At 66.0% G+C, this 23,167-nt stretch carries 19 protein-coding genes, 1 pseudogene and 1 riboswitch; of the genes and pseudogenes, 5 read left to right on the top strand and 15 right to left on the bottom strand.

The window, feature by feature from the left end; genetic code table 11:
* Positions 1 to 165 precede the first annotated feature (165 nt).
* Positions 166 to 433: riboswitch (cobalamin riboswitch) on the bottom strand.
* A 309-nt stretch (positions 434 to 742) separates the two neighbouring features.
* From ABID77_RS17770 to ABID77_RS17795, 6 genes are all read right to left on the bottom strand, one after another.
* Positions 743 to 3,139, bottom strand: a complete 2,397-nt coding sequence (locus ABID77_RS17770) for a xanthine dehydrogenase family protein molybdopterin-binding subunit (protein WP_429598584.1) — start codon at positions 3,137 to 3,139, stop codon at positions 743 to 745.
* Positions 3,136 to 4,128, bottom strand: a complete 993-nt coding sequence (locus ABID77_RS17775) for an FAD binding domain-containing protein (RefSeq protein ID WP_429598586.1) — start codon at positions 4,126 to 4,128, stop codon at positions 3,136 to 3,138. Before ABID77_RS17775 ends, ABID77_RS17770 begins: the two co-directional genes overlap by 4 nt.
* Complete coding sequence (locus ABID77_RS17780) at positions 4,125 to 4,616, bottom strand: (2Fe-2S)-binding protein (protein ID WP_429598588.1); 492 nt, start codon at positions 4,614 to 4,616, stop codon at positions 4,125 to 4,127. Before ABID77_RS17780 ends, ABID77_RS17775 begins: the two co-directional genes overlap by 4 nt.
* 1 nt (position 4,617) lies before the next feature.
* The gene (locus tag ABID77_RS17785; protein ID WP_429598590.1) at positions 4,618 to 4,929 is read right to left on the bottom strand and encodes an SDR family oxidoreductase; all 312 of its coding nucleotides are present in this window, start codon (positions 4,927 to 4,929) and stop codon (positions 4,618 to 4,620) included.
* Positions 4,930 to 4,961: 32 nt separating this feature from the next.
* A complete protein-coding gene (locus ABID77_RS17790) occupies positions 4,962 to 5,945 on the bottom strand; it encodes an aldo/keto reductase (protein WP_429598632.1) in 984 nt (327 codons plus the stop codon).
* A gap of 122 nt (positions 5,946 to 6,067) precedes the next feature.
* Entirely contained in the window at positions 6,068 to 7,195 is a 1,128-nt protein-coding gene (locus ABID77_RS17795) for an NADH:flavin oxidoreductase/NADH oxidase (protein ID WP_429598592.1), read from the bottom strand.
* Positions 7,196 to 7,290: 95 nt separating this feature from the next.
* Here ABID77_RS17795 and ABID77_RS17800 point away from each other — a divergent pair, with 95 nt between their 5' ends.
* Complete coding sequence (locus tag ABID77_RS17800; protein WP_429598594.1) at positions 7,291 to 8,193, top strand: LysR family transcriptional regulator; 903 nt, start codon at positions 7,291 to 7,293, stop codon at positions 8,191 to 8,193.
* Between the two features lie 664 nt (positions 8,194 to 8,857).
* On the opposite strand, the gene ABID77_RS17805 is transcribed toward ABID77_RS17800, so the two are convergent.
* The 5 genes from ABID77_RS17805 to ABID77_RS17825 all read right to left on the bottom strand — a co-directional run bounded on the left by ABID77_RS17805 (position 8,858) and on the right by ABID77_RS17825 (position 14,071).
* Entirely contained in the window at positions 8,858 to 9,709 is an 852-nt protein-coding gene (locus ABID77_RS17805; protein ID WP_429598596.1) for a citryl-CoA lyase, read from the bottom strand.
* Positions 9,706 to 10,905: a CaiB/BaiF CoA transferase family protein gene (locus tag ABID77_RS17810; RefSeq protein WP_429598598.1), complete on the bottom strand. Its 1,200-nt coding sequence runs from the start codon at positions 10,903 to 10,905 to the stop codon at positions 9,706 to 9,708. The genes ABID77_RS17805 and ABID77_RS17810 overlap by 4 nt, the downstream gene beginning before the upstream one ends.
* Positions 10,906 to 10,916: 11 nt before the next feature.
* The gene (locus ABID77_RS17815; RefSeq protein ID WP_429598600.1) at positions 10,917 to 11,888 is read right to left on the bottom strand and encodes a Bug family tripartite tricarboxylate transporter substrate binding protein; all 972 of its coding nucleotides are present in this window, start codon (positions 11,886 to 11,888) and stop codon (positions 10,917 to 10,919) included.
* Between the two features lie 41 nt (positions 11,889 to 11,929).
* Positions 11,930 to 12,904 carry a Bug family tripartite tricarboxylate transporter substrate binding protein gene (locus ABID77_RS17820; protein ID WP_429598602.1) on the bottom strand — a complete coding sequence of 325 codons (975 nt, stop codon included), beginning with the start codon at positions 12,902 to 12,904 and terminating at the stop codon, positions 11,930 to 11,932.
* Positions 12,905 to 12,973: 69 nt separating this feature from the next.
* Positions 12,974 to 14,071 (bottom strand): amidohydrolase family protein, encoded by a 1,098-nt coding sequence (locus ABID77_RS17825; RefSeq protein WP_429598604.1) that lies wholly within the window; start codon positions 14,069 to 14,071, stop codon positions 12,974 to 12,976.
* 201 nt (positions 14,072 to 14,272) lie between these two features.
* Between ABID77_RS17825 and ABID77_RS17830 the strand changes: the two are divergent.
* Together ABID77_RS17830 and ABID77_RS17835 are read left to right on the top strand one after the other, a co-directional pair.
* Positions 14,273 to 15,061 (top strand): annotated as a pseudogene (locus ABID77_RS17830) (IclR family transcriptional regulator).
* A 203-nt stretch (positions 15,062 to 15,264) separates the two neighbouring features.
* Entirely contained in the window at positions 15,265 to 15,435 is a 171-nt protein-coding gene (locus tag ABID77_RS17835) for a hypothetical protein (protein ID WP_429598606.1), read from the top strand.
* 680 nt (positions 15,436 to 16,115) lie between these two features.
* On the opposite strand, the gene ABID77_RS17840 is transcribed toward ABID77_RS17835, so the two are convergent.
* Together ABID77_RS17840 and ABID77_RS17845 are read right to left on the bottom strand one after the other, a co-directional pair.
* Positions 16,116 to 17,171 (bottom strand): ParB/RepB/Spo0J family partition protein, encoded by a 1,056-nt coding sequence (locus ABID77_RS17840; RefSeq protein WP_429598608.1) that lies wholly within the window; start codon positions 17,169 to 17,171, stop codon positions 16,116 to 16,118.
* A 1-nt stretch (position 17,172) separates the two neighbouring features.
* Entirely contained in the window at positions 17,173 to 18,372 is a 1,200-nt protein-coding gene (locus ABID77_RS17845) for a ParA family protein (RefSeq protein ID WP_429598610.1), read from the bottom strand.
* Positions 18,373 to 19,109: 737 nt separating this feature from the next.
* Here ABID77_RS17845 and ABID77_RS17850 point away from each other — a divergent pair.
* A complete protein-coding gene (locus ABID77_RS17850) occupies positions 19,110 to 20,351 on the top strand; it encodes a replication initiation protein (protein ID WP_429598612.1) in 1,242 nt (413 codons plus the stop codon).
* A 141-nt stretch (positions 20,352 to 20,492) separates the two neighbouring features.
* Here the strand turns inward: ABID77_RS17850 and ABID77_RS17855 are convergent, their stop codons facing one another.
* Entirely contained in the window at positions 20,493 to 20,927 is a 435-nt protein-coding gene (locus ABID77_RS17855; protein WP_429598614.1) for a hypothetical protein, read from the bottom strand.
* Between the two features lie 625 nt (positions 20,928 to 21,552).
* Here ABID77_RS17855 and ABID77_RS17860 point away from each other — a divergent pair.
* Positions 21,553 to 22,863 carry an NTP/NDP exchange transporter gene (locus ABID77_RS17860; protein WP_429598616.1) on the top strand — a complete coding sequence of 437 codons (1,311 nt, stop codon included), beginning with the start codon at positions 21,553 to 21,555 and terminating at the stop codon, positions 22,861 to 22,863.
* Between the two features lie 109 nt (positions 22,864 to 22,972).
* On the opposite strand, the gene ABID77_RS17865 is transcribed toward ABID77_RS17860, so the two are convergent.
* Positions 22,973 to 23,167, bottom strand: a 195-nt coding sequence (locus tag ABID77_RS17865) for a chemotaxis protein CheB (protein ID WP_429598618.1), incomplete at its 5' end; no start/stop codon positions are given.

A 23,167-nucleotide genomic window follows, 5' to 3' on the forward strand; every position in this document is an offset into this window, starting at 1 on the left:
ACGCTCGCGCAATCGCGCAGGGGCGATGTTCGACTCATTGACTTCTCCTTCGACCCGCGTCCCCGCGGGCTTCGAACCGATGGCGGACGTGCAGGAGAAGGAAATGGACCGGCCGCGCGCGACGAAGCGTGCGAGCTCCTGGCCCGGACACGCCCTCCCGCAAGTCCGATGGCAGTCTCGAAGGCCGGTATCCGGGCTCGCGGAGTGTTCGAGTGCATGACATGCACGCGAGCGGAACCACCTCGCCTTCCCACGCCGATGCGCAGTGGCTGCCTGCTCCTGTGAGGGAGCAGGCCTGAGGGTTTCCATATCCGCCGACCGTTGCGGGGGCAGCGCAGGCTTTGAGACGTCAGCGACGACGTCCCGCACCTGCTTCCCGTTTAACCTGCCGAACCATGGCTGGTTCGGCAGGCACCTTCGGACTGTGACCACCGCAACGGGCATGGGCTCGTCGTGGCAGCGGTCAGATTGTAAGGACGGCTTCTTACCTATGTGTCCGGGAGAGAGGTGTTTCGCCAGACTGGCCAGGCAACTTCATCGCACCGAAGCGAAGGACGATCGCTCGATCAAAGCATCCTGTTTCGCTGATAAATCACAGATCATGGGCGTTATCAACACGCCAAGTCGGTTTACCTTGAAGGCACGGGCAAGGCAAATTCAACGGGTAGGCGCGCGGATCGTTCGCCCACCACGGGATCTCACGTCTGCCTGAAGAAGATGGACATCGTGTTCGCGGATCTCCTCATGTCGCCCTCGAAGTGATCTTTTCCAGCGTGATGGGAAGGCTTCGAATGCGTTTGCCAGTGGCATGGAACACGGCATTGCCGATCGCCGGTGCAACCCCCACCACGCCGATCTCGCCCACGCCCTTGCCTCCAAGGACAGTGGCCTGGAGGTCCGGTATACCAACCGAGATCACCTGGATCTCCGGCACGTCGGCATTCACCGGCACGGCATAGTCTGCGAAATTCGCGTTCACGGTCCGGCCGTCCCGCGGATCGATCCGTCCTTCCTCGAGAAGCGTCTGGCCCAGGCCCATCACCATGCCGCCGATCCACTGGCTTTCGGCGAGCTTGGGATTGAAGATCCGTCCACTGTCGAACGCGGCGACCATCCGCTTGACGCGGATCGTGCCGAAATCCTCGTCGACCCGAACCTCCACGAACTGCGCGCACCAACTGTGCGCCGAGACGCCGCCCTCGACCGCGCCCTTCAGCTGCGCGAAGCTGCGGTCGGCTGCATTTTTCATCGCGTCGGTCGCATCGGCGGCGAAAGTGTTGCCCTCGACTTCCAGCCTGTTCCGGCCGACGGCCTTGAGCAGGTTCGCGATGCTGACACCACCGGCCGGCCGGCGGGTGAGCCGAAGGGTGCCGCGCTCGAAACCGATATCCACCGGCTTCGATGTCGCCAGCGGCGACTTCGGGTCGTTGGCCGCCAACCTGCGCAATGCATCGATCGCGTTTCTCGCCGCCTTGTCGACGGCACTCGCGAGGTTGTTCGCCTGCTGCGAGCCGCCCGCCAGTGCCGAACGCGGAAGCACGGTGTCGCCCAGCCGGACGACGACGTTCGCGACCGGCACGCCCAGCACGTCGGCCGCCGTCTGAGCAAGGATGGTGTAGGTCCCCGTGCCAATGTCGGTCCCCGCGCTGAGCACTTCGATGCGCCCATCGGCATGGAACACGATCTTCGCTTCGCTGGCGGTTCGGATCATGGGATAGGCACCAGCGGCCATGCCGTAGCCGATGAGCTCGCGGCCCTCGCGCATCGAGCGCGGCTTCGGATTCCGGTTCCACCAGCCGATGGCCTTGGCGCCTGCGGCATAGGCCTCGCGCAGTTGCCGCGTGGTCCAGGGGAACTGATTGCTCGGGTCCTTGTCGGCCCAGTTGGCCAAGCGCAGGGCGACCGGGTCCATCTTGAGCGCACAGGCCAACTCGTCCATCGCGCTTTCTAGCGCGAAGGCGCTGGGGTTCTCGCCAGGGCCACGCTTCCAACCGGGCATGACGGTATGGACCGGGACCACGTTCAGGCGCGACGCGAAGTTCGGCGTCGCGTACATGATCTTGGTCACGTTGTTGCAGGCCTCGACGTGCACCTCGTCGATGGCCGTCTCGTTCCAGCTCTCGTGCACGATGGAGACGAGCTTCCCGTCTTTCGTGGCACCGAGCGACAGGTTCTGCCTGGTCGCCGGCCGGCCACCGAGTCCGGTGAAGGTCTGCGGGCGCGTCAGCGGCACCTTGACCGGTCGGCCGAGCCGGCGCGACGCCGCGCAGGCCAGGCCGACGTGCGGATGCGCGCCGATCTTCGAACCGAAGCCACCGCCCACGTAGGGCGAGATCACGCGCACGCGCTCGATGTCGATGCCCAGCCATTCGGACACCACGCTGCGCGCGCCGCCGACCCACTGGCTGGGTTCCCACACGGTGATCCTGCCGTCGTCCCAGGACGCGATGCAGGCATGCGGCTCCAGCGGCACGTTGTACTCGCGGGCGGTGGAGTAGGTGGCATCGACCCTCACCTCGGCGCCGGCGAGTGCGGCGGGCGCCTCACCCCAGACGGCGCCCATGTCGGCGATGGTCTGCGGCTTGGCCTTCGGATCGTCCAGATCCAGGATCGGCGCGGCGTCTTCGTAAGTGACCTTCAGAAGGCTCGCCGCTTCGGTGGCCTGCTCGAACGTGTCCGCCACCACCAGCGCGATGTGCATGCCGTTGAAGCGCACCACGTCGTCCTGCAGCGGTGTGAATTCCTCGGTGGCGCCGCCGCCCTTGCTGTAGACGGTCGGCTTGTTCAGCTTCAAGGGATTCTGCGGCGTGTAGACATCTGCCACGCCCGGCAGCGCCTTGGCGGCCGAGGTGTCGATGCCGACGATGCGCCCGGCCGGCCGCGTCGATTGCACCGTGACGCCATAGGCCAGGTTCTCCAGCTTCTGCTCGATCGCGTACCGGGCCAGGCCGGCGACCTTCAGCGGACCTTCCGCGCGGGAGAACGCGGCGCCGAGGGCCGCTCCAGGGGCGGGCGCGATCCCGCGTGCGACCGCCTCGTCGGCCGGCAAGCCGACGCCTGCGGTCGCCACCGCGGCGGTGCCGACGCCCAGCTTCATGACGGCGCGGCGGTTCAGTTCGAGTTCGTCGTGTCGGTTCATGCCACACCTCCAACGGTCATCAGTGCACGGGCCACGACCTTGGGTGCCAGATCGATCTTGAATGCGTTGTGTCCGCTCGATTTCGCGCCATCGGCGGTGGCCGCGGCGGCAGCGCGCAGCGTGGCTTCGTCAAGGGTCCTGCCCTTGAGCGACGCCTCGACCGCGCGCAGTCGCCAAGGCTTGGTCGCGACGCCGCCGAGGGCGATGCGCACGTCGCGGATGGTCCTGCCATCGGCCTCCATGTCGAGCCCGACGGCCGCGCTGGCCGCAGCGAACTCGTACGACGCGCGGTCCCGCACCTTGAGGTAGTGCGAGCGTCGCATCGCCGCCGAGCGCGGCACCTCGATGCCCACGATCATTTCGCCGGGCACCAGGCGGGTTTCGAGATGCGGTGTCTGGCCGGGAAGCAGGAAGAAGTCGTCGGCGGGAATGCTTCGCTCGGTCGCACCCCTGACGATGACCCTGGCATCGAAGGCCACCAGCGCCACCGCGAAGTCTCCCGGATAGATCGCGATGCAGGCATCGCTGGTGCCGAGCACGGCGTGGTTGCGGTTGACGCCATTGAGCGCCGCGCAGCCGGAACCGGGTGTGCGCTTGTTGCAGTCCGGGTAGGCGCCTGGGTCTCGGAAATACGTGCAGCGTGTGCGCTGCATCAGGTTGCCGCCGATGGAGGCCATGTTGCGCAACTGCGCCGAGGCGGCGCGCCAGAGGCTCTCCGACAGCGCGGGCGCGGCGGCCTTGAGGTCGGCATGGTCGGCGACCTTGCTCATCTTCGCAAGCGCGCCGATGCGAACGGCATCGGCCGACACCACGATGCCATCGAGGCCCGCGATGCGCGTGATGTCGACCACGCGCGCAGGTCGCTCGACGTTGAGCTTCATGAGGTCGAGCAGCGTCGTGCCGCCCGCGAGCAGTCGGGACTCAGGTTGGGCGGCTTCAGCGCCCGCAGCCGCGACGGTATCGACGCGCAGATAGTCGAACGGTCTCACAGCACGGCTCCCTTCTTGACGCGACCGGCCGCATCGCGCACGGCGGCAACGATGTGCGGATAGGCACCGCAGCGGCAGAGGTTGCCGCTCATGTACTCGCGGATCTCGTCGTCCGAATTCGCATGGCCTTCACGGATGCAAGCCACGGCCGACATGATCTGCCCGGGCGTGCAGTAGCCGCACTGGAAGGCGTCGTGTTCGATGAAGGCAGTCTGTACGACGTGCATCAGTCCGTCGCTGGTCTGAAGTCCCTCGATGGTCTTGATCGAACGACCTTCGACCTGTGCGGCGAGCGTGAGGCAACTGAGCACCCGTTCGCCATCGACGTGGACGGTACAGGCGCCGCACTGGCCCTGGTCGCATCCCTTTTTCGTCCCCGGCAGGAAGGCGTGCTCGCGCAAGGCGTCGAGCAACGTGGTTCGCGTGTCCAGTTGCAGATCGTGGCGCTTGCCGTTGACCTCCAGCGCGAGTTGGCGAAAGGGTGACATCTCAGGTCTCCTGCGATGGGGTCAGCTTCTCGAAGAAACCAGCGTGGAAGTTGCCTGCGTTGTTCACGAGGACATCGATGCGGCCGAAGCGCGCCACCGCGGCTCCGGTCGCCACCCTCGCCTCGTCGGCGTCGGTGATGTCGAGCCTCACCGTCAGCAGTCGCTCGTGCCGGCCGAGCGCTGCGTCCAGCTTGCCGGGGTCGCGTCCCGTGGCGACCACCTGATGCCTAGCCTTCAGCGCCGCACGGACGATGTCCGCTCCGAGGCCGCGGCCTGCGCCGGTGACCAACCAGACCTTGTCATTCGAATTCATCGTGTGTTCCTTGGATGTGTCGTTCAAGCGCATCACGCGTCGCTGTCGACGACGCGCATCTGCTCGGGGTTCATGCGTCCGCCACGCACCTTCGTGCTCACGAAGGCGGTGTCGATCTCCGCCAGGTCGACCGGAAGCAACTGGATACCGGTCGATGCCAGGTTCTCGCGCAGATGGACCGGGTTGCGGGTGCCAGGAATGGGCACGACGAACGCCTTCTGCGCGAGCAGCCAGGCGAGCGAGACCTGCGCGGGCGTGGCGTTCCTGCGTTCGCCCACCTTTCTCAGAACATCCACGATCGGTCGGTTCGCGGTCAGATTCGCCGGCGTGAAACGCTCGAAGCCCGAACGCAGGTCCGTCTTGGGATCGAGCTTCGTGCGGCCGTCCACGGTTCCCGTGAGATAGCCCATGCCGACCGGACCCCAGGGCACGAAACCGATGCCAAGTTCCTCGCAGGCGCTCAGCACGCCGTTGCGCTCGACATCGCGCTCCATCACCGAATACTCCGTCTGGACGGCGGCCAGGGGTTGGACCGCGTGGGCGCGCCGAATGGTCCCGGCGCTGGCCTCGGACAATCCGAAGTGCAGCACCTTGCCCTGGGCGATCAGTTCCTTGACGGCACCGGCGACGTCCTCGATCGGCACCGCCGGATCGACGCGGTGCTGGTACAGCAGGTCGATCCGATCGGTCCGCAGGCGCTTCAGGGAGGCCTCGACGACCTGGCGGATGTGCGCCGGCCGGCTGTTCAGGCCGCCACCCGCGATGTCGAAGCCGAACTTCGTGGCGATGACCACCTTGTCGCGGATCGGTGCAAGCGCTTCGCCGACCAGTTCCTCGCTGGTGTACGGGCCGTAGACCTCGGCAGTGTCGAAGAACGTGACGCCGCGCTCATGCGCCTCGCGCAGGACGGCGATGCCCTGGCTTTTGTCTGCGGGCGGTCCGTAGTTGGCGCTGATGCTCATGGCACCGGCGCCGAGTTCCGAGACTTCGAGAGAACCTAGCTTGCGAGTCTTCATGGTGGGCGTTCCTGTGTGGAGGGGTGAGGCAGCCCAGGCTGTGGGCAGGCCGGCGGCCTGGACGGCGCCGACGACAACGGCAGCGCGGGCAATGAGTTCGCGCCGGTTCAGGGTTCGGGGGGTCATGCGGGCTCCGGGGTGGTTTCGGTGGTCAGCGACTCAGGCTGTGGCGCCCAGTCCTGCAGCCAGAACGCATAGGGCGTGGGCAGGACGGGTTCGACGACACCCAGTTCGAGCGCGGCCTGTCGCGGCCAGTGCGGGTTGTCCAGCAGGCGCCGGGCGACCATCACGAAATCGATTCGACCCTCGCGCACGGCACGGTCGGCGTCCTTCGCATCGGTGATGAGCCAGCTCGTGGTCGCCTTCAGGCCGGTGTCCCGTGCCACCTGGGCCGCGGTGTCGACCAGGAGGTTCGGCGCCCACGGCACCGCACCCTGCGTCGAGAAGCCGAGGCCGACGTCCACCAGGTCCAGGCCCTCGGCCTGGAGCCAGCGCAGGACCTGGATGGATTCGGCGAGGTTCACGTCATCGTGGCCGTCGAACTCCAGGACGCCCAGGCGCGCGGTCAATGGCAGGTGCGCCGGCCACACACGCCGCACGGCAGCCACGGTTTCCACCAGAAAGCGGGCCCGGTTCTCCAGGCTGCCGCCGTAGACGTCGGTGCGTTGGTTCGAATGCGTCGACAGGAAGCTCTGGCCCAGGAAGCCGTGCGCGAAGTGCAGCTCGATCCACTGGAAGCCGGCCGCCAAGGCACGCCGGGCCGCATCGACGAAGTCCTGCTGGACCCGCTGGATGTCCGTCAGGCTCATCGCACGCGGCACATGGGGTTGCTCGGGAATCAGCGGTACCGCGGACGGCGCGATGGGCTGCCAGGCGCGTGGGTCGCTGGGGTCGAGCGGCGCACCGCCTTCCCATGGCGGCGCGCAGCCGGCCTTGCGGCCCGCGTGACCGAGCTGGATGCCCGCGACGGCACCCGCGTCCATGATCGCCTTGGCGATGGCCGCGACGCCGTCGGTGTGCGCATCACGCCAGAGTCCCAGGTCGCCCGGCGTGATCCGGCCTTCCGGCGACACGGCCGTGGCCTCGACCACCACCAGGCCGGCACCGCCGCGCGCCAGTGCCGTGTAGTGGGGAAGGTGCCAGTCCGTGATCCGGCCTTCCTCGGCCTGGTACTGGCACATCGGCGAGGCGGCGATGCGGTTGCGAAGGGTGGTCGCCTTGAGGGTGAAGCTGTCGAACAAGCCGGGCATGGGGTGAAATTCCTTGGTAAGGCGCCGACTGTAGAAGTCATCACCCAAAAGAAAAATGCCCTAATACCGCATGCCGCTTGAAGATAATCTTCAAGATGAAACTCAAGCAGCTCGATGGATTGATCGCGTTCTGGAAAGTGGCGCAACACAAGGGGTTCAGCGCGGCGGCGGCGGAACTGGAGGTGTCGCCCTCCGCCCTGAGCCAGGCGATCCGACATCTGGAGACGCGCCTGGGCGTTCGCCTGCTGAACCGGACCACGCGGAGCGTGAGCCTGACCGAGGCGGGCGAGGCGTACCTCGCCCGGGTGGGTCCAGCGCTGGGACAGGTCGTCGAAGCGGGAGAGGAACTCAACGTGATGCAGGGCCGACCCGCCGGCACGCTGCGGATCAACGCCGCACGGGTCTCGATCGCCATGGTGCTGCAACACCGCCTCGCCGGGTTCTTCCAGGAGAACCCTCAGGTTCAGATCGAACTGACAAACGACGAGGGCTTCGTCGACATCGTGGAGGGTGGCTTCGACGCCGGCATTCGCCTGGGCGAGAGCGTCCAGCAGGACATGGTGGCCGTTCCACTGGGTGGGCCGGTGACGATGGTCGTGGTCGGTTCACCCAACTACCTGAAGCGGAAGTCGGCGCTACGACATCCCAACGACCTTGTGCACCACAACTGCGTTCGCTTTCGAGGTTCGGGCTCCAAGACGATCTACAAATGGGAGTTCGAAATCGATGGTCGTCCGGTCGAGTACGAGGTGCAAGGCAGCTTGACCATTTCCGACTCACTGTTCGGCATCGATGCCGCACTGGAAGGCATCGGCTTGGTCTACACCTTCGAAGCGCTGGTGGCGCCTTGGGTCAAAGCCAAGCGGCTGACACGCGTGCTGAGCAAGTTTTCGCCGACGTTTCCCGGCTTCTACCTGTACTACCCAAGCCGACATGACCAGCCGACAAAACTGAAGGCGTTGATCGAATTTGTTGGCAGATCTACTTCTGCTGGATAACTATGTCGGATTTCGAGCTGCCATCTCGCAGCACCGAAGTTCGATTCGGCAGTCGATAAATCACATTTGGCTGATCTATCAACAAAGCGAAAGCCAAAAACCCAGCATTTTCATTTTTGGCTTTTTGGCTTTTGGCTTTTGGCTTTTGGCTTTTGGCTTTCTTATTGAACAAGAATTTGAGCTATCAACTCAAGCGATGTTTCAGGTCGAGATCTTGAGGAGGGTGGAGTCAAGAACTGGACCGGCAGACGCATTTAAGCTTTTAACGAAGCCCAGGGCACGGCAGCAGTTGTGCGTTTGACACCAATGGAATCACACCCAGTACCAATGCCGATACGATCATCGCAAACACCAGTCCGACGACCCGCAAGAACGACGCACGCTGGTTATCGCCGTACTCGTTGTCACCAGGGGCAAGGCCACCAGTGCCGACATGCGCTTGGTCATGATGAGCACCATGGCATATCCCAGGGCGAGCAACATGTGAATTTTCTGTGCGGGTTGAAAAGGCAGGTCGAGCCTACAACAGGCGAGCAGTCGTCACCACCTTGCGCGCCAAAGTAGCAGGGCCTGCCGCACGCAGGCACGGCTGCGACGACCGAGCATTCGTCGCCGCGGGTCCTTCTGGATCGCGGCGTGAAGGACTCGGCGGTCGCTGGTGGCTTCATTCAGCGTCGGGAACCGCACGCTGCAGAGGACCGTTGTAGGTCCAGATGTACTCGCGTGGGATGGGCCCCTTGTTTCGCCCGCCCTGCCCCGTTTGTTCCCAGGCGTGCGCCAGGATGCCGACCGAGCGCGACAGACAGAACAGTCCACGCGCCAGCGGTGCGGGAAACCCCAGCTCGGCGTAGATCACGGCGGTCGCGCCGTCGATGTTCATGGGGATGCGCCGGCCGCCCTTGCGCGCAGCCAGCTCGTTCTCGACTGCGCGTGCGATGGTCGCGAAGCGGCCCTCCACATGCCCCTTGTCGGCCGCCTCGTCCACCAACTCCAACAGGCGCGGCGCCCGCGGATCGACCGGATGGAAACGGTGGCCGAAGCCGGAGACGAACTTGCCATGACGCGCGATCGCCTCGTCCAGTCCGGCACGGGCGGCATCGGCAAGGGACGATCCGGCGTCCACGCGGGCGGCGATGTCCTGGTACATCTCCACGGCCTGTTCGCCCGCGCCGCCATGCACGTCGCCCAGCACGTTGACGGCCGAGGCCATCGCATTGTTGAGTCCGACACCGCAGGTGGCGGCCATGCGCGCGATCGCAATGCTCGGAGCCTGCGGACCATGATCCACGGCCGACATCAGGGCGGCATCCAGCAGCTGGGCCTGACCCTTGGTGGGCAGTTCGCCGCGCGTCATCAGCCAGATCATCTGGACGAAGCCGACGCGCCCGATCAGTTCCTCGATCGGGTAGCCGGCATAGCGGATCTCGCCTGGCGCCATGTCGATGATGGAGGTGCGCCACCAGTCGCGCACGCCTTGCTGGACTTCTTCGGTGGTCTTCGGGGTTTGGGTGGTCATACGGCCTTCTGGGTGCGGAGAATCTCGATGTCGGCGGCGCCGTAGCCGAGTTCGGCCAGGATTTCGTCGCTGTGCTGGCCGAGCCGAGGCGGCGGCGTGTCCACGCGCGGTGCCTCGCCGTTGACCTTGAAGCCGGTGCGCACGAGGCGGATGTCGCGGCCCACACCGGGCGCGTCGGTGAAACTGCCGATCATTCCGCGCTCGGCGATCTGCGGATGCTCGAGCGCCTGGGGCACGCTGTAGACCGGACCGGCCGGCACGCCCGCCGCGTTGAACAGGCGCCACCACTCATCGGTGGATTTCGCCGCCATGGCCTCTTCCAGAAGCGCCTTGAGTTCGAAGCGGTGCCGCAAGCGATCCTGTCGCCCCACGAAGCGCGCGTCCTCGATCAGCGCGGGCCGGCCGACCACGCGGCAGACGGATTCGAACTGCTCCTGCTTGTTGGCCGCGATGTTGAGCAGACCGTCGCCGGTGCGGAAGGTGCCCGACGGGCTGGCCGTGACGTTCTCGTTGCCCATCGGCTTGGGCTCGCGTCCCGCGATCAGGTGGTTGGAGACGGCCCAGCCCATGGTCGACATCACCGCCTCGAGCATCGACACGTCGATGAAGGTGCCGCCCTGGCGCTCCCGGTCGGCCAGCGCCGCAGCGACCGCGAAGGCCGCCGTGATGCCGCCGATGGTGTCGGCCATCGGATAGCCGACGCGATACGGTGCATTCTCCGGTGCACCCGTGATGCTCATGACGCCGGACATCCCCTGGATGATCTGGTCGTAGGCCGGCAGGTCGCGCAACGGCCCGGTCTGGCCGAAGCCGGAGATGGCGCAGTAGATCAGCTTGGGGTTCTCGGCCAGCAGTTCCTCGTAGCCCAGTCCCAGGCGCTTCATGACGCCGGGGCGGAAGTTCTCCACCAGCACGTCGGCCGTGCGCACCAGCTTCCTGAAGACGTCCTTGCCGGCGGCGTGCTTGAAGTCGATGGTGATGGAGCGCTTGCCCGGGTTCTGCGCCAGGAAGGACACGCCCATGAAGCCCTGGTTGAGTTCGGCATCGGCGCCGAGCTGGCGTGCCAGGTCACCGCCATTGCGGGTCTCCACCTTGATGACGTCGGCGCCCATGTGGGCGAGCTGGTGGCAGGCGAAGGGACCGGCCAGCACGTTGGTGAGGTCGAGGACGCGGATGTCCCGAAGCGGCTTGAACATGGCGGCGCTCCTCAGTCGGCCTTGATGCCGGCCTGCTTGATCACCGCGCTCCAGCGCTGGATCTCGCTGTTGACCAGCTGCGTCGCCTGCGCCGGCGTGCCGGCGACCACCGTCAGGCCGAGTTCGGCGATCTTCTTCTTCGCCTCCGGCTGGGCAAGGCCGGCGTTGATGTCCTTGTTGAGCTTGTCGACCACGGCCTGCGGGGTGCCCGCGGGCGCGCCGATGCCGATCCAGTAGTCCATGTCCATCTTCGGGATGCCGGCTTCCTTGGCGGAGGGAACATCGGGAAGTTGGACGTTGCGCTCGGCACCCGTGACCATCAAAGGACGCAGCTTGCCGCTGCGGATGTGCGGCAGCGCGGTCGGCACGGAGGTGATGAGGGCCTGCACCTGGTTGCCCATCAGGTCGGTGAGCACGGCACCGGCGCCCTTGTACGGCACATGCACGATGTTGGTACCGGTCGTGCTCTTGAAGAGCTCGCCCGCCAGGTGGGTGTTGGTGCCGTTGCCGCCCGAGCCGTAGTTGAGCTTGCCGGGCTGCGCCTTGGCCAGCGCGATGAACTCTTGCACCGTATTGGCCGGCACCTGTGGATTGACCACCAGCACGTGCGGCACTTTGACGGCCGTGGTCACCTGCGTGAACGCCTTTTGCGGATCGAAGGGCAGGGTCGTGAGCAAGCCAGCGGCGATCGCATAGGACAACTCCACCGTCAGCAGCGTGTGGCCGTCGGGTGCTGCACGCGCCGCCGAGCCCCACCCGACCACGCCGCCGCCGCCGGTGCGGTTGTCCACCACCACGGCCGAGCCCATGGCTGGCGCAGCGAACTGGGCGATGACGCGTGTCACGAGGTCGGCGCTGCCGCCCGGTGAGTAAGGAACGATGATGGTGACCGGCTTGGTCTGCTGCGCAAGGGCCGGCGCGCCGACGAGGCAGGTGAGTGCAGTGAACGCCAGAGCGGTGCGGCGAAGGGAATTGAATGTCATGGGGTCTCCTGTCGTGGTCGGGATCGAGAAGTGGAAGAAAGTCAGTCGAGCTTGGCGCCGGATTCGCGCACGGCGGTCCCCCAGCGGGTGTGCTCGCTTTTCATGAAGGCGCCCAGTTCGGCCGACGAGCCCCCGCGTGCCACGCTGCCTTCTTCGCGCAGTTGCTCGACGACCTCGGGACGCGTCAGCGCAGCGTTCATGACCCGATTGACCTGTGCGATGGCTTCCGGTGGCGTGCCAGCCGGAGCGACCACGGCTTTCCAGTCCTCGGCCACGAAGCCGGGATAACCTGATTCGGCCACGGTGGGCGTCTGCGGCAGCACGTCGATGCGCTGGAGCGACGTCACCGCCACGGCGCGCAATCTGCCGCTCTTGATCATCGACAGCACGCTCGGCGGCGTGGCGAAGTAGATGTCGGTCTGGCCGCCGAGCATGTCCGTCACCGCCGGGCCGGCGCCCTTGTAGGGCACGTGCATGATCTTGATCCCGGCACGCCTGGCGAACATTTCTCCGCCCACGTGGCCGACCGTGCCGGTGCCCGCCGAGGCCATGTTCAGGGGCCGGGCCTGTGATTGGGTCTTGACGTCGGCCACGGTCTTTATGGCCGAGTCCGCACGCACCACCAGCACCAGTGGCTGGGATGCCAGCAGCACGACCGGCGCGAAGTCCTTCAGCGAATCAAAGGGCAGCTTCGAGTACAGCGCCGGATTGATCGCCAAGTTGGCTGTTTGGCCGGTGCCGAGCGTGTAGCCGTCCTTCTTCGCCTTGGCGACCGCGTCCAGGCCGATGTTGCCGCCGGCGCCGGGTTTGTTGTCGACGATGAAGGTCCACTTGTCCTTCTGCGTGACCTCGGCGGCAACGACGCGGCTGAGCACGTCGGTGCCACCCGCGGGCGGAAAGGGCACGACCAGCTTGATCGGTTGCGCCGGGTAGGCCGTCTGGGCCCACCCGGTGGCGGTGCAGGCGACCAAGCTGAGGGCCAGAACGCTGCGGGAGAGAAGGTATCGGGGGTTCATGGAAGTCTTTCAGGTTGTGAGAGATGCGGCCCTGGGCGGTCTGTAGGGCGAATCGATGCGGGAGAAGCGTCAGGCAAGCCGGTAGACGCGACGCGCCGTTCCCTCAAACAGTGCTTGGCGCTCGCCGGCACTGGCGCCGGCGCTCAGACGCTTGAACGCGTTCCAGCAGGTCGCATAGCTGTAGGAACCCTTGTCGACCGGGAAATTGCTCTCGAACATGCAGCGCTCGGCGCCAAACGCCTCGATGCAGCTCTGCATCCACGGCAACCAGCTCCGTGCGAGTTCGGCGGACGTCGGCGGTGCAGGCAGGTCTTCGAACTCGAAACCGTTGATGCGCATGCCCAGGCCGCCTAGCTTCATGAACACGTTGGGCAACCGGGCCAGTTCCTGGATCGACTTCCACCAGTGGTCGAACACTTTTCCTCGTTCCAATGCGTAGGAACCGATGCGCACGATGCCGCCGCAGTGGTTGATCACGATGGGCAGGTTCGGAAACGCCTGGGCCAAATCCAGCAACTCGGGCAGTTGGGGTGAGAGCAGCCAGGCGTCATAGGACAAGCCGAGTTCAGCGAGTTGTGCGACACCCTGTCGGTACTGCGGGTCCAGCAGCAGCCCGGCAGGCGCGGCGGTCAGCGGATTGACCAGCGAAGGGTCGGCATCCCACGTCGTCAAATGCCGGATGCCACGAAACCGGGACTGGCCCGCTTCGATGTGAGCTTCGAGCACCGGCCGCACCTCAGCGCCCAACCGCAGATCGGCATACCCCACGATGCCCTGGGCGACCTGCACGCCATCTGTGCCAGATGGGAGCGTGGTGGCGGCAACGTATTCCGTCTCTCCCACCGGCCGCAAGGCATCGGGTCCATCGGCACGATAGCGAGTCAGTGCCTGCATGTAGACCGACCCCACCACGTTGTGACCCGAGGTCGCGTCTGCGCAGTACTCGGCATTCAGGTACTGCCATCCCGGGCGATCATAGAAATGATGGTGGGCATCAATGATCGGCAGTTCGGGCTCCAGGATTTCTTCCTGATGCAAGGCCAGCCACTCTGGCCTGACCGCCAGGTAATTGCCGGCCTTCGCGGGTGCCGCGGCAGAGCTTGCATCGAGCGCAGCAGCAGCGTGGCGTTGGATCGTCTGCGACGACTCAGCAGAAGAATTTGTCATGGATGTCTCGCAAAGAGGTACAAACTGCCATCTTCTCAAAGTTCTATCTGAGAGAATAATGTTCTGTCTAAAAGAACTTTAAGGGCAATGAGCGCGATCCATATGGGGTTAACCCTTGGAAGGTTTGAAACCTACAGGCACCCATGGCCCACGTGGGCCTCGATGAGACACTTGGCGAACTTGTTTTCGAAGTGCAGAAAAATGACTGAAACAATCGAAGCTGCTCCAGAAGCCGTTGAGTCGACCAGCGGCGTTGCAGTCCTCGACCGTGCGTTCGCACTGCTTGGTGCATTCGGCGTTGCGGATGCGCGTTTGACGCTGACAGAGCTCTCGCGGCGCACCGGCCTGTACAAGAGCACGGTCCTGCGTCTGCTCGGCGCGCTCGAGCATGGCGGCTACATCCGAAAGACAACCGATGGGCTGTATGCGATCGGACCTGAGCCGTTGTGACTCGCCGCGATTTATCAGGGTTCGTTCTCAGTTGCCCAAGCCGTGGAGCCGCTGCTCGGCCATCTCAGCATGACCAGTGGCGAGACCGCGTCGTTCTACATTCGTCGCAATGAACAGCGGGTGGTGCTTTTCAGGGCTGAACCACCGCGCACGGTCCGCTTCTCCATTCGGGTGGGCGAGGCTTTCCGGCTCGACCAAGGCGCCTCAGGCAAGGTGCTGCTGTCATTCGCCAGCGGCATTTCGGCGGCACGCGGTCCGACGCCCTTGTGGCGTGTCTCTTACGGGGAACGTGATCCCGAAACGGCCTCGTTGGCGGTACCGATATTCGGCATCACGGGTGACCTGCAGGGTGCGCTCACCCTGTCGGGACCGAAGTCCAGAATGGTTGCGCCCGCCACCATGGTCAAGCACTGCGGCTTGCTTTTGGAAGTAGCAAGAAGAGCAGTTGCTTCACTTGGCGGAAACGAATCGATCTACGAGACGGCCTGTGCCCGGCTCGACGAAGGAGTGTTCTCGAAAGATGTTGCTCAAAGGGTTTGAGTTCTGACATCAGCCCGGCTCATACCCCTCTGCTTCAATTCTTAGCGAGTCGCCGCCATGCCATTTTTGGTCAGGTAGTTTGCAAACTAATCGATCGTATTTGTTGATAATTTACATAATCAACAGTATATTTTCTTTTTGCTTAAGTTTCTTTTTTCTCCAGGCAGCAGTGCTTCACCAAGTCCTGACGATTACTTATCCAAATGGCCGAAGAATTCCAAGATACCGGTGAACCCAGCCAAGTGTTCCAAACAACGACGTTCTCCTTTCCTTCTCTCAAGCCTGAAGGCATGAGCGGGTTGAAGTCGAAATTTTTTGTGTCGGTTGGACATCAGATTCAGGACACCTCCGACTTGTGGATCCGGATCAACTGATGGTCTGGTTCACATCGTCGCGAAAGATGATCGACAGACAGCCAAGACCGACTGCGTCTCCTCGGTCTTCTTTTCGATATCAGGACACGACGGTCTCCAGCCCGCATGGCTGGCAACCACTTCAAAGATACGCAGTCTTTTCAGTGACTTCGGCCAGCATGCAGGTACGAGGTCATCGGGAATCCGAAGTAGTTGGACCCACGTGGCGTGTTGGCACCTTCTGCTGGAACCGTGCCGGATCGGCTGTTTGCCGCCCTCCCCAGGTCGCCCTCTGACCATGTCCGGTCTGGGCGTCGGTACATGCCATCGGACTCGAGAGCGACGTCCCTTGCCATCGTGGATCGTGAGGATCGTCGACACAGTGGCAACCTCGAGGGCTTGAAAGGTTGCGCGAAATCAAGCCAACCCGACAGCGGCATCGTCGGCGCTGGACCGTGGTCGACCGGGCCACGTTGCGTGAACATGGGGTTTCACTCTCAACCCGCGCATTGAATGCGGTGAGACGCAGTGTTCTTGCCCGCGCCTCGTGATCTTTTCTCGCAGCGATGCAAGATGGCGTCTGAGCGCCTTTCTGCTGTGGCTCGAATCAGGGTGTGGTTCCGAACCACACCCCTCGGCACGAACGAGTCGAACCAGGGTGTGGTTCCGAACCACACCCTCTCTCGGCACGGATCTCCGCTTCAGAGCGAGTCGATGAAGTTGCGCATGACTTTCTCCAGCGCTCGTTTCTGCTGCGCGGTCAATGGCACCTTGAGCTTGATCGTGGCATGACCGCTCGAATCGAATGCGATCGTCGCGGCTTGTTTGCCCCCCGATGCGATGGGCAGCGGGTTCGTCACTTCTGCACTGGAAGCAGCCGGCTCCGGTGTGCTCGAGATGATCCGGTTCAAAACCGCTTTGGAGCCTCGAGGCCCTTGCTCCTTGGAAAGCGCTTGGGCCCTGCGCCTGGTGCCTTCGGGATCGACTTCCAGTGCCTTGCTCAACAGTGGGGCCCACCGCAGCTGAATGTCGAGCGGCGTCGCGAAGGCCTCGACGATCTCCGCGGGCAAGCGCGCGAGCGCCAACGATTTTCCGAGGTTGCTGTGGTCGACGCCCAGCGCGCTCGCGAGTTGCCGATTGGAAGAGAACAGGCCGCAGTCCAGCGCACGGGCATACATGACGCCCTGCTCCCACGGCGAAAGATCCGCCCGCTCGCGGTTCTCTCGTTCCATTTCGATGAAGAGCGTGCGGTCGTCGAGGTTGTCGATCACCGCGAGCACCGGCAGACCGAGCTGGTGACAGGCCTCGAGTCGACGATGACCGTAGACCACCTCGTAGAGCACTCCCCTGCCCTCGGCATCGCTCACCGGCCGGACCTTGATCGGCTGCACATTGCCCTGCGCTTCCTGGATCTCGCGCTTGAGTTGCTCGAACCTGGCACCGGAAAAGTTGCTCTGGTGCCGGTTGGCGAACCGGCTGCGTCGGATCTGCGCCGCGTCCAGCAGCCGCGTGGGCTTGGCGCCATCCCATCCTTTCAGATCGGCGAGCGCCTCGTCGCGCTGCGATTCCAGCACCGAGGCACGGGCGGCCTGCTCCTTCAACTGATCGTTCTCCCGCATGAGTTCCGACCGGGCATCGTTGGCATAGGCCATCATCGCGCCGGGCGCCGTCTTGGGCTGTTTCGCATCCACCGGTGGCACGTGCTGAGTGATCAGCGACGCGAAGTTGATCTTCGACGCCTTGTCCTTCAATCCCATGTCAGGCTCCTGCGGCGACCTGCGCCTGCTCTGCCAGTTGCTGATCCCACACGGCCTGGATCTGCTGCTCCACCAGCTCGCACATGCGGTCGTAGGCGTCGCGCGCACGCGCGAACGTCTTGGAATTCACCGAGCCGCGCGGGAGGTCGTAGACCGTACCGAATTCAGCGCTGGCCGTCGCGGCGATGGCCGTCTTGGGAATCTCGATGGGCAGCACCTTGTCGCCGTAGCCCTCGAGCACCCACTGCCGCACCACCGAACTTGCCGCGTCCGATGCCTCGACGCGCGAGAGCAGGACATCGATGAACTCGAAGCTCTTGTTCTTTCCGCGACTGCGGATCAGCTGGTTGCAGAGGTCGGAGAACAGGTCCCAGAACTGCGCCGAACTCGCGAAGTCCAGTGCCGAAGGGGGCAGGGGCATGAGCACGCCATCGGCCGCCATCAGGGCGTTGATCGTCACGTAGCTCAGCGAAGGCGGCGTGTCGATCACGATGACGTCGTAGCTCTCCCGGATCGTGTCCAGGCCCCGGTCCAGGACGCGCCAGAATTCGAATCCCGGATCCTTGGACTGACGGGCCGGCAGGATGAATTCGGCGCCGTAGAGCAGGGGTGCCGCGCACACCAGATCGATGTTCGGCCAGTAGGTCGGCCGGATGCCATATTCGAGCGTGTCGGCCTCGCCTGCGAACAACAGCATCGCCGTGTGCTCGGCATTCACTTCCGCATCCGGCAGCACGCCGAAGAGCGTGGTGGCCGAACCCTGCGGATCCAGATCCAGCAGCAGCACCCGGTGCCCCCGCATCGACAGCCCTTGCGCCAAGGTCACGGCCGAAGTGGTCTTGGCCACCCCTCCCTTGAAGTTGGCCACGGTGATGGTGATGCCCGCGGCGTGCGTGGGCCGCAGATGGCTCGAGCGCAGATCGCGTGCCCATTCCTGGGCTTCGGCCATGCTCCATTCGCGGCGGTTGCCCTGGATGCTGCCCGAGGGCAGATCACCGCGTGTCAACCGGTAGGCGATCTTGGCCTTGTCGACGCCGCAGAGTTCGGCCAGCTGGAGCGCGCTGAGCGACGGCGCGATCTTCTGCTCGGTCGGCGCCAGCATGGCGGAGCGAATGTGTCCCATCATCCCGGCGATCTTCTGCGCCTGGATTTCAATGTCGTCCAGCGTTTGCCGCCGGATCGTTTGTTTGATCTGCACCATGTGTCCTTTCGAGATCCCAAGTCGCGCGATTATGCGCAGCACGTTTGGAAAAACGAAGAATGAGCCGTCGCATGCCGGCCGGGTGGCGCCTGATACGGCAGGGGGTCGTGACTTCGATCCTCCATCGTCTCGGGATTCAATTAAATTAAATCCATTCAAGAGATTAGTCGTCGGACTTAGACGATTTTTTCTTTGAAGATCAACGAGTTAGCGGCACTTCCGGGGCATGGGCGTCCGCGTTCTGCTCGATAGCGTCCGTGCTTTGCTCGATAGCGTCCGTGAACTGATCGGCTGGCGTCCGTGATCTACCCAGGGCCGCCAACCTTGTCCACAGGCTGCTCGATGGGCCGTCGCGCAGGCCTCGAACGTGCCCTCCACGCCCGATCCATGCTCGAAGTCCGCGGGAAAAGAGGCCGAAAGTGATGTTCGGCGCGTCCGCGTCCGCGTTCTACTCGACGACCAGGGGCGCATGGCCGGTGTTCCGTCCGTGATCTACTCGCTCCGTGGAGGCGTCGTCGGCGACAAGCGTCCGTCGTCTACTCGCTCGATGCATGCTCGTCCGGCCATCAGTGTCCGTGATCTACGCGGTTCTCGGCCGGTGGGCCCGCATTGCGTCCACCGGGGCTTGGACGTAGCATCCTGCGATGTCAGTCCCGGCCCGTGGCTCCTCCGCTCTCCCGTCCGTCGCCGTTGCTGGCGAAGGGATGGAATTCCGCAAGCCTCACGAGATGATCGTGATGGTTCCGCGCTCCGCGCGCGTGACCTTGACCGCGCGCCGCATCTACACCGTGCTGCTCCACGTGTCGCAGACGCGCATGCTGGCGATGCCCGGCATGCCCCAGGCGGATTTCATGTTCGAGGCGCCCCTCATCTCCATCCTGCGCACCACGGGCTCCGACGGGACCGACCGCACGGCGGCCAAGCGCTACCTGAGCGAGATGCGCAGCCTGGAGGTGGATTGGGAATCGACGGCGCCGGGCGATGGCGTGAAGTGGCGCGGCTTCTCGATGCTGTCGGAGGTCGCGCTCGAGGTGCGGCGCGGCGAGACGTGGGTGAGCTGGTCCTTTCCGCCATCGATCATGTCGGCCTTGCGCGATCCCCAGCGCTGGGCCCGCATCGACCTCGACGTCCTGACGCGGCTGAGCACCTACGCCGCCATCGCGCTCTACGAGATCTGCGTCCGGTACCGGGACAATCCCGGCGGCGTGACCAGCCGCAAGCCCGTCGGCTGGTGGACCGACGCCTTGAGCAACATGCCGGGCGGCGACCGGCGGGAATGGCGCAAGTTCAAGAACGAGCGCGTGAAGGAAGCGGTCGAGGAGATCAACCGGGAGACTGACCTGGAGATCGAACTGATCGAGCATCGGCAGGCCAGGGTGGTCATCGAGGTGCAATTCGCCGTGCGCAAGCGCAGTCGACACGCCCTGCCGCACCTCCACGAGCAGCCCGTCGATGCCGGCCTGCGGCTGCGGGGCAAGACCCTCGGCATCCGCGAAGCCAAGATCGAATCGCTGATCGGCGAGTTCGGCGAGGAGCGCGTGCACGAGAAGATCGAACTGCTCGAGCGCCGCGCGGCCAACGACAAGCTGTGCGACATCGAGAACGCCTATTCGTACCTCCGCTCGCTGCTGCGCGACGACGACGGCACGGGACGCCGACGCGCCGCCGCGGCGTCGGCACCCGCACCGGTGCCGGCGCTGCCGCCGGGTTCCCCGCCAGCGTCGGCGCAGGTCCGGGAGGAGGGCGGCGCGGGAGACCGGATCCGGGCGATAAAACGGGAGGTCGAGCAGCTCGATCCGGCGCAGCTGCAGGTGTGGGTGGAGCGGGCGCTGCAGGACCTCGCCGCCAAGGGTCTTCTGACGGCGGTCATCAGCCGTCGGGCAGCGCAAGGCGACGTGCTCCACGGCCTGCTGGGTTCCGTCGTCGTCCAGGTCTACGCGACGGCGACCCACGGGCCTTCCTGGAATGCGCCAGGCTGACCACCGCGCCGTCCCCGGGAGCGGCGCGCAGGACGAGCCGGTCGGTGCGCGGTGGGCGGGGGAGGGTGGCCGCGCCTCGGTGCCGCGCGACGGGACGCGCGTGCGCCGCGCTCCCGCCGTCGGGCCGGCGGGACCGGCGCGTCAGCGCGCCGGCGCGGCCGGGTTCGGCGCCGACATGGCGTCGGGCCGTGTGCCGGGGCCGGGGCGGCCGCCGGTCGCAGGGGCCGGTGGCACCGGCGGCATGGACGTTCCGTTCCCGGCCGCCGGCATGGGCGGCACGGGAGCGCCGTTCATGACCGGCGGCGCCGGGCGCGGGCCGGGCACGGCACCGGCGCGCGGCGGGGTCGTCCGGTCCACCCGATCCGGACGGCCGGCGCGGGGTGCCGCATCGGCCGCTGGCCGGGGCGGCCGGGGCTGACCGGCGGCGGCGGGACCGGCGGCATCGTTCGCCATCGCGGGCGGGGTGTCGGATGCGATCGGCGGGGGCGCGGGCTGCGCGAAGACGCCGGCCGCGCCGAACAGGAGCGAGGCGGCCAGCAGGCCGTGCAGGCGGCGGTGGTTCGAGAAAAGCGTCATGGAAGTTTCCTTGGGGAGTGACCTTGCGGCCGGGTCCTCTTCCATCTCACGATCCATGCCACGCCTGCATCCCAATGAAATCAACGACTTGACGCCGCCGCGATGCCCGGCATGACCGGTTTCCGGACACCGGGCGTCCGTCGATCGGACACGCCGACGCGGGGAAAGCGCTGGCGTCCCGGGGCCTCGTCGCCTCGGATGGCCGCCGTCGCATCCGTCGGTCGATGCCGCCGTCGCCATTTGCCCGGAGCGGACGGTCCTGCGGCATGCGCGTCGGCCCGCGCGGATCGGTTTCGGTGCCGAGGGTGAATTCGTCGCGGGTGAGGGTCCGTCTGTCGCCATGGGACAACTGCAGGACCGCATGGCCCTCGCGCTGACGATGTGGCCGACGTCGACGACGGAGCCGGACCTCGGCGCGACGAAACGCGGCGGCGGCCACCGATCCGCTCCACGGTCGCCTCTGCTAGTCTTCCTCGATGTTCCTTCGGCACCGGCACCGCCTTTCGATCCCGGCCGCGGGACGGGGCCCCGTGGAGACCGCCCTGCCGGCGAGCGCGGGACGGCCCGCGGCGGCGGCGGGCGACGGCGAACCGGTGCGCGACACATGGCGAGGCATCCGCCCGGGATGACGCGGTCGCACCGCCTGCTGCGCCGCGCGGTCGACGTCGAGGCCGGCGAGGTGCGCGCGACGCTGTTCGGTTTCGCCTGGTTCTTCTGCCTGCTCGGCGGCTACTACCTGCTGCGGCCGCTGCGCGACGCCCTGGGATTGGCCGGCGGCGCGCAGGAGTTGCAGTGGCTGTTCACCGGCACCTTCGTCGCCATGCTGGCGCTGGTACCGCTCTTCGGCGTCCTGGTCGCGCGCCTGCCGCCACGGCGCTTCGTGCCGTGGACCTACCGCTTCTTCACGGTCAGCATCCTGGCCTTCAGCGCCCTGATCGCGCTGGACGTCCACGGCGCGTGGGTCGGGCGCGTCTTCTTCGTCTGGATCAGCGTCTTCAACCTGTTCGTCGTCAGCATCTTCTGGAGCGTGCTGGCCGATCGCTTCACCAACGCGCAGGGCCGGCGCCTGTTCGGCTTCATCGCCGCGGGCGGCACGGCCGGCACCTTCGCCGGGCCGGCCCTGGCGGCCACGCTGGTCACGGCGCTCGGGCCGGTGGCGCTGACGCTGGGCGCCGCGCTGCTGCTGGAGGCGGCGCTGCAGTGCTTCCAGCGACTGCATCCGCGCGACGAGACGCCGCCGAGGCGCTCCGGACCGTCCGGCGCCGCCGTGGCGACGGGCGACCCCGACGGCGCGCGCCCGATCGGCGGCGGCGTGTTCGCCGGGCTGGGCCTGATCGTGCGCTCGCCCTACCTGCTGGGCCTGTGCGGCTACCTGCTGCTGCACACGGCGGCCTCGACCTTCCTGTACTTCGAGCAAGGCCGCATCGTGACGGAGGCGTTCCCCGACACCGCTTCGCGCACGCGTTTCTTCGCGCTGGTCGACCTGGGCGTGTCGACCCTCACGCTGCTGCTGCAGGTCTTCGTCACCGGTCGCCTGATGAAGCGCCTGGGCATCGCGATGGCGCTGGTGCTGCTGCCCGTGGCCTCCGCGCTGGCATTCGTCGCCGTCGCCTGGTCGCCGGCGGTGTGGGTGCTCGCGGGCGCGCAGGCGCTGCGCCGGGCCTGCGACTACGCCATCGCGCGCCCGGCGCGCGAGGTGCTCTTCACCGTGGTCTCGCGCGAGGCCAAGTACAAGGCCAAGAACGCGATCGAGACCGTGGTCTACCGGGGTGGGGACGCCGCGAGCGGCTGGATCTCGACCGGGCTCGGGGCGCTGGGCATCGGCTTCGCGGGGCTGGCCGCGATCGCGGTGCCCCTGTCGGCGGGTTGGGCGCTGCTGTCGCTGTGGCTGGCGCGCGCGCAGGAGCGCCGACTGGGCGACGGGTCCGCGCGCTGACGGTCGGCGCCGGAACCCCGACCCGCACCCGGTGCGTGCCGTCCCGCGCCGGGATCGCGTGGCCGCGGCGCTGCTGCCGCGCCCGGGTCGATCGAGGCCCCCCCGCGCCTCAACCCCTGCGCGCGGTCTGGACGCGCTCGCACAGCCGCTGGGCGATGGCGCCGAGGGGGGCGACCTCGTCGACGCCGCCGGCGGCGATGGCCTCGCGGGGCATGCCGAAGACCACGCAGGAGTGCTCGTCCTGGGCGAAGGTGAGGGCGCCGGCGTCGTGCATGGCGCGCATGCCCGCGGCGCCGTCGCGGCC

Origin of the sequence: Variovorax sp. PvP013 (assembly GCF_050435945.1) — a bacterium.
Taxonomy (GTDB): Bacteria; Pseudomonadota; Gammaproteobacteria; order Burkholderiales; family Burkholderiaceae_C; genus Variovorax.

Coding starts and splice junctions, on each gene's coding strand:
- ABID77_RS17770 (WP_429598584.1), bottom strand. CDS start 3,139: ATGAACCGACACGACGAACTCGAACTGAACCGCCGCGCCGTCATGAAG.
- ABID77_RS17780 (WP_429598588.1), bottom strand. CDS start 4,616: ATGTCACCCTTTCGCCAACTCGCGCTGGAGGTCAACGGCAAGCGCCAC.
- ABID77_RS17785 (WP_429598590.1), bottom strand. CDS start 4,929: ATGAATTCGAATGACAAGGTCTGGTTGGTCACCGGCGCAGGCCGCGGC.
- ABID77_RS17790 (WP_429598632.1), bottom strand. CDS start 5,945: ATGAAGACTCGCAAGCTAGGTTCTCTCGAAGTCTCGGAACTCGGCGCC.
- ABID77_RS17795 (WP_429598592.1), bottom strand. CDS start 7,195: ATGCCCGGCTTGTTCGACAGCTTCACCCTCAAGGCGACCACCCTTCGC.
- ABID77_RS17800 (WP_429598594.1), top strand. CDS start 7,291: ATGAAACTCAAGCAGCTCGATGGATTGATCGCGTTCTGGAAAGTGGCG.
- ABID77_RS17805 (WP_429598596.1), bottom strand. CDS start 9,709: ATGACCACCCAAACCCCGAAGACCACCGAAGAAGTCCAGCAAGGCGTG.
- ABID77_RS17810 (WP_429598598.1), bottom strand. CDS start 10,905: ATGTTCAAGCCGCTTCGGGACATCCGCGTCCTCGACCTCACCAACGTG.
- ABID77_RS17815 (WP_429598600.1), bottom strand. CDS start 11,888: ATGACATTCAATTCCCTTCGCCGCACCGCTCTGGCGTTCACTGCACTC.
- ABID77_RS17820 (WP_429598602.1), bottom strand. CDS start 12,904: ATGAACCCCCGATACCTTCTCTCCCGCAGCGTTCTGGCCCTCAGCTTG.
- ABID77_RS17825 (WP_429598604.1), bottom strand. CDS start 14,071: ATGACAAATTCTTCTGCTGAGTCGTCGCAGACGATCCAACGCCACGCT.
- ABID77_RS17835 (WP_429598606.1), top strand. CDS start 15,265: ATGGCCGAAGAATTCCAAGATACCGGTGAACCCAGCCAAGTGTTCCAA.
- ABID77_RS17840 (WP_429598608.1), bottom strand. CDS start 17,171: ATGGGATTGAAGGACAAGGCGTCGAAGATCAACTTCGCGTCGCTGATC.
- ABID77_RS17845 (WP_429598610.1), bottom strand. CDS start 18,372: ATGGTGCAGATCAAACAAACGATCCGGCGGCAAACGCTGGACGACATT.
- ABID77_RS17850 (WP_429598612.1), top strand. CDS start 19,110: ATGGTTCCGCGCTCCGCGCGCGTGACCTTGACCGCGCGCCGCATCTAC.
- ABID77_RS17855 (WP_429598614.1), bottom strand. CDS start 20,927: ATGACGCTTTTCTCGAACCACCGCCGCCTGCACGGCCTGCTGGCCGCC.
- ABID77_RS17860 (WP_429598616.1), top strand. CDS start 21,553: ATGACGCGGTCGCACCGCCTGCTGCGCCGCGCGGTCGACGTCGAGGCC.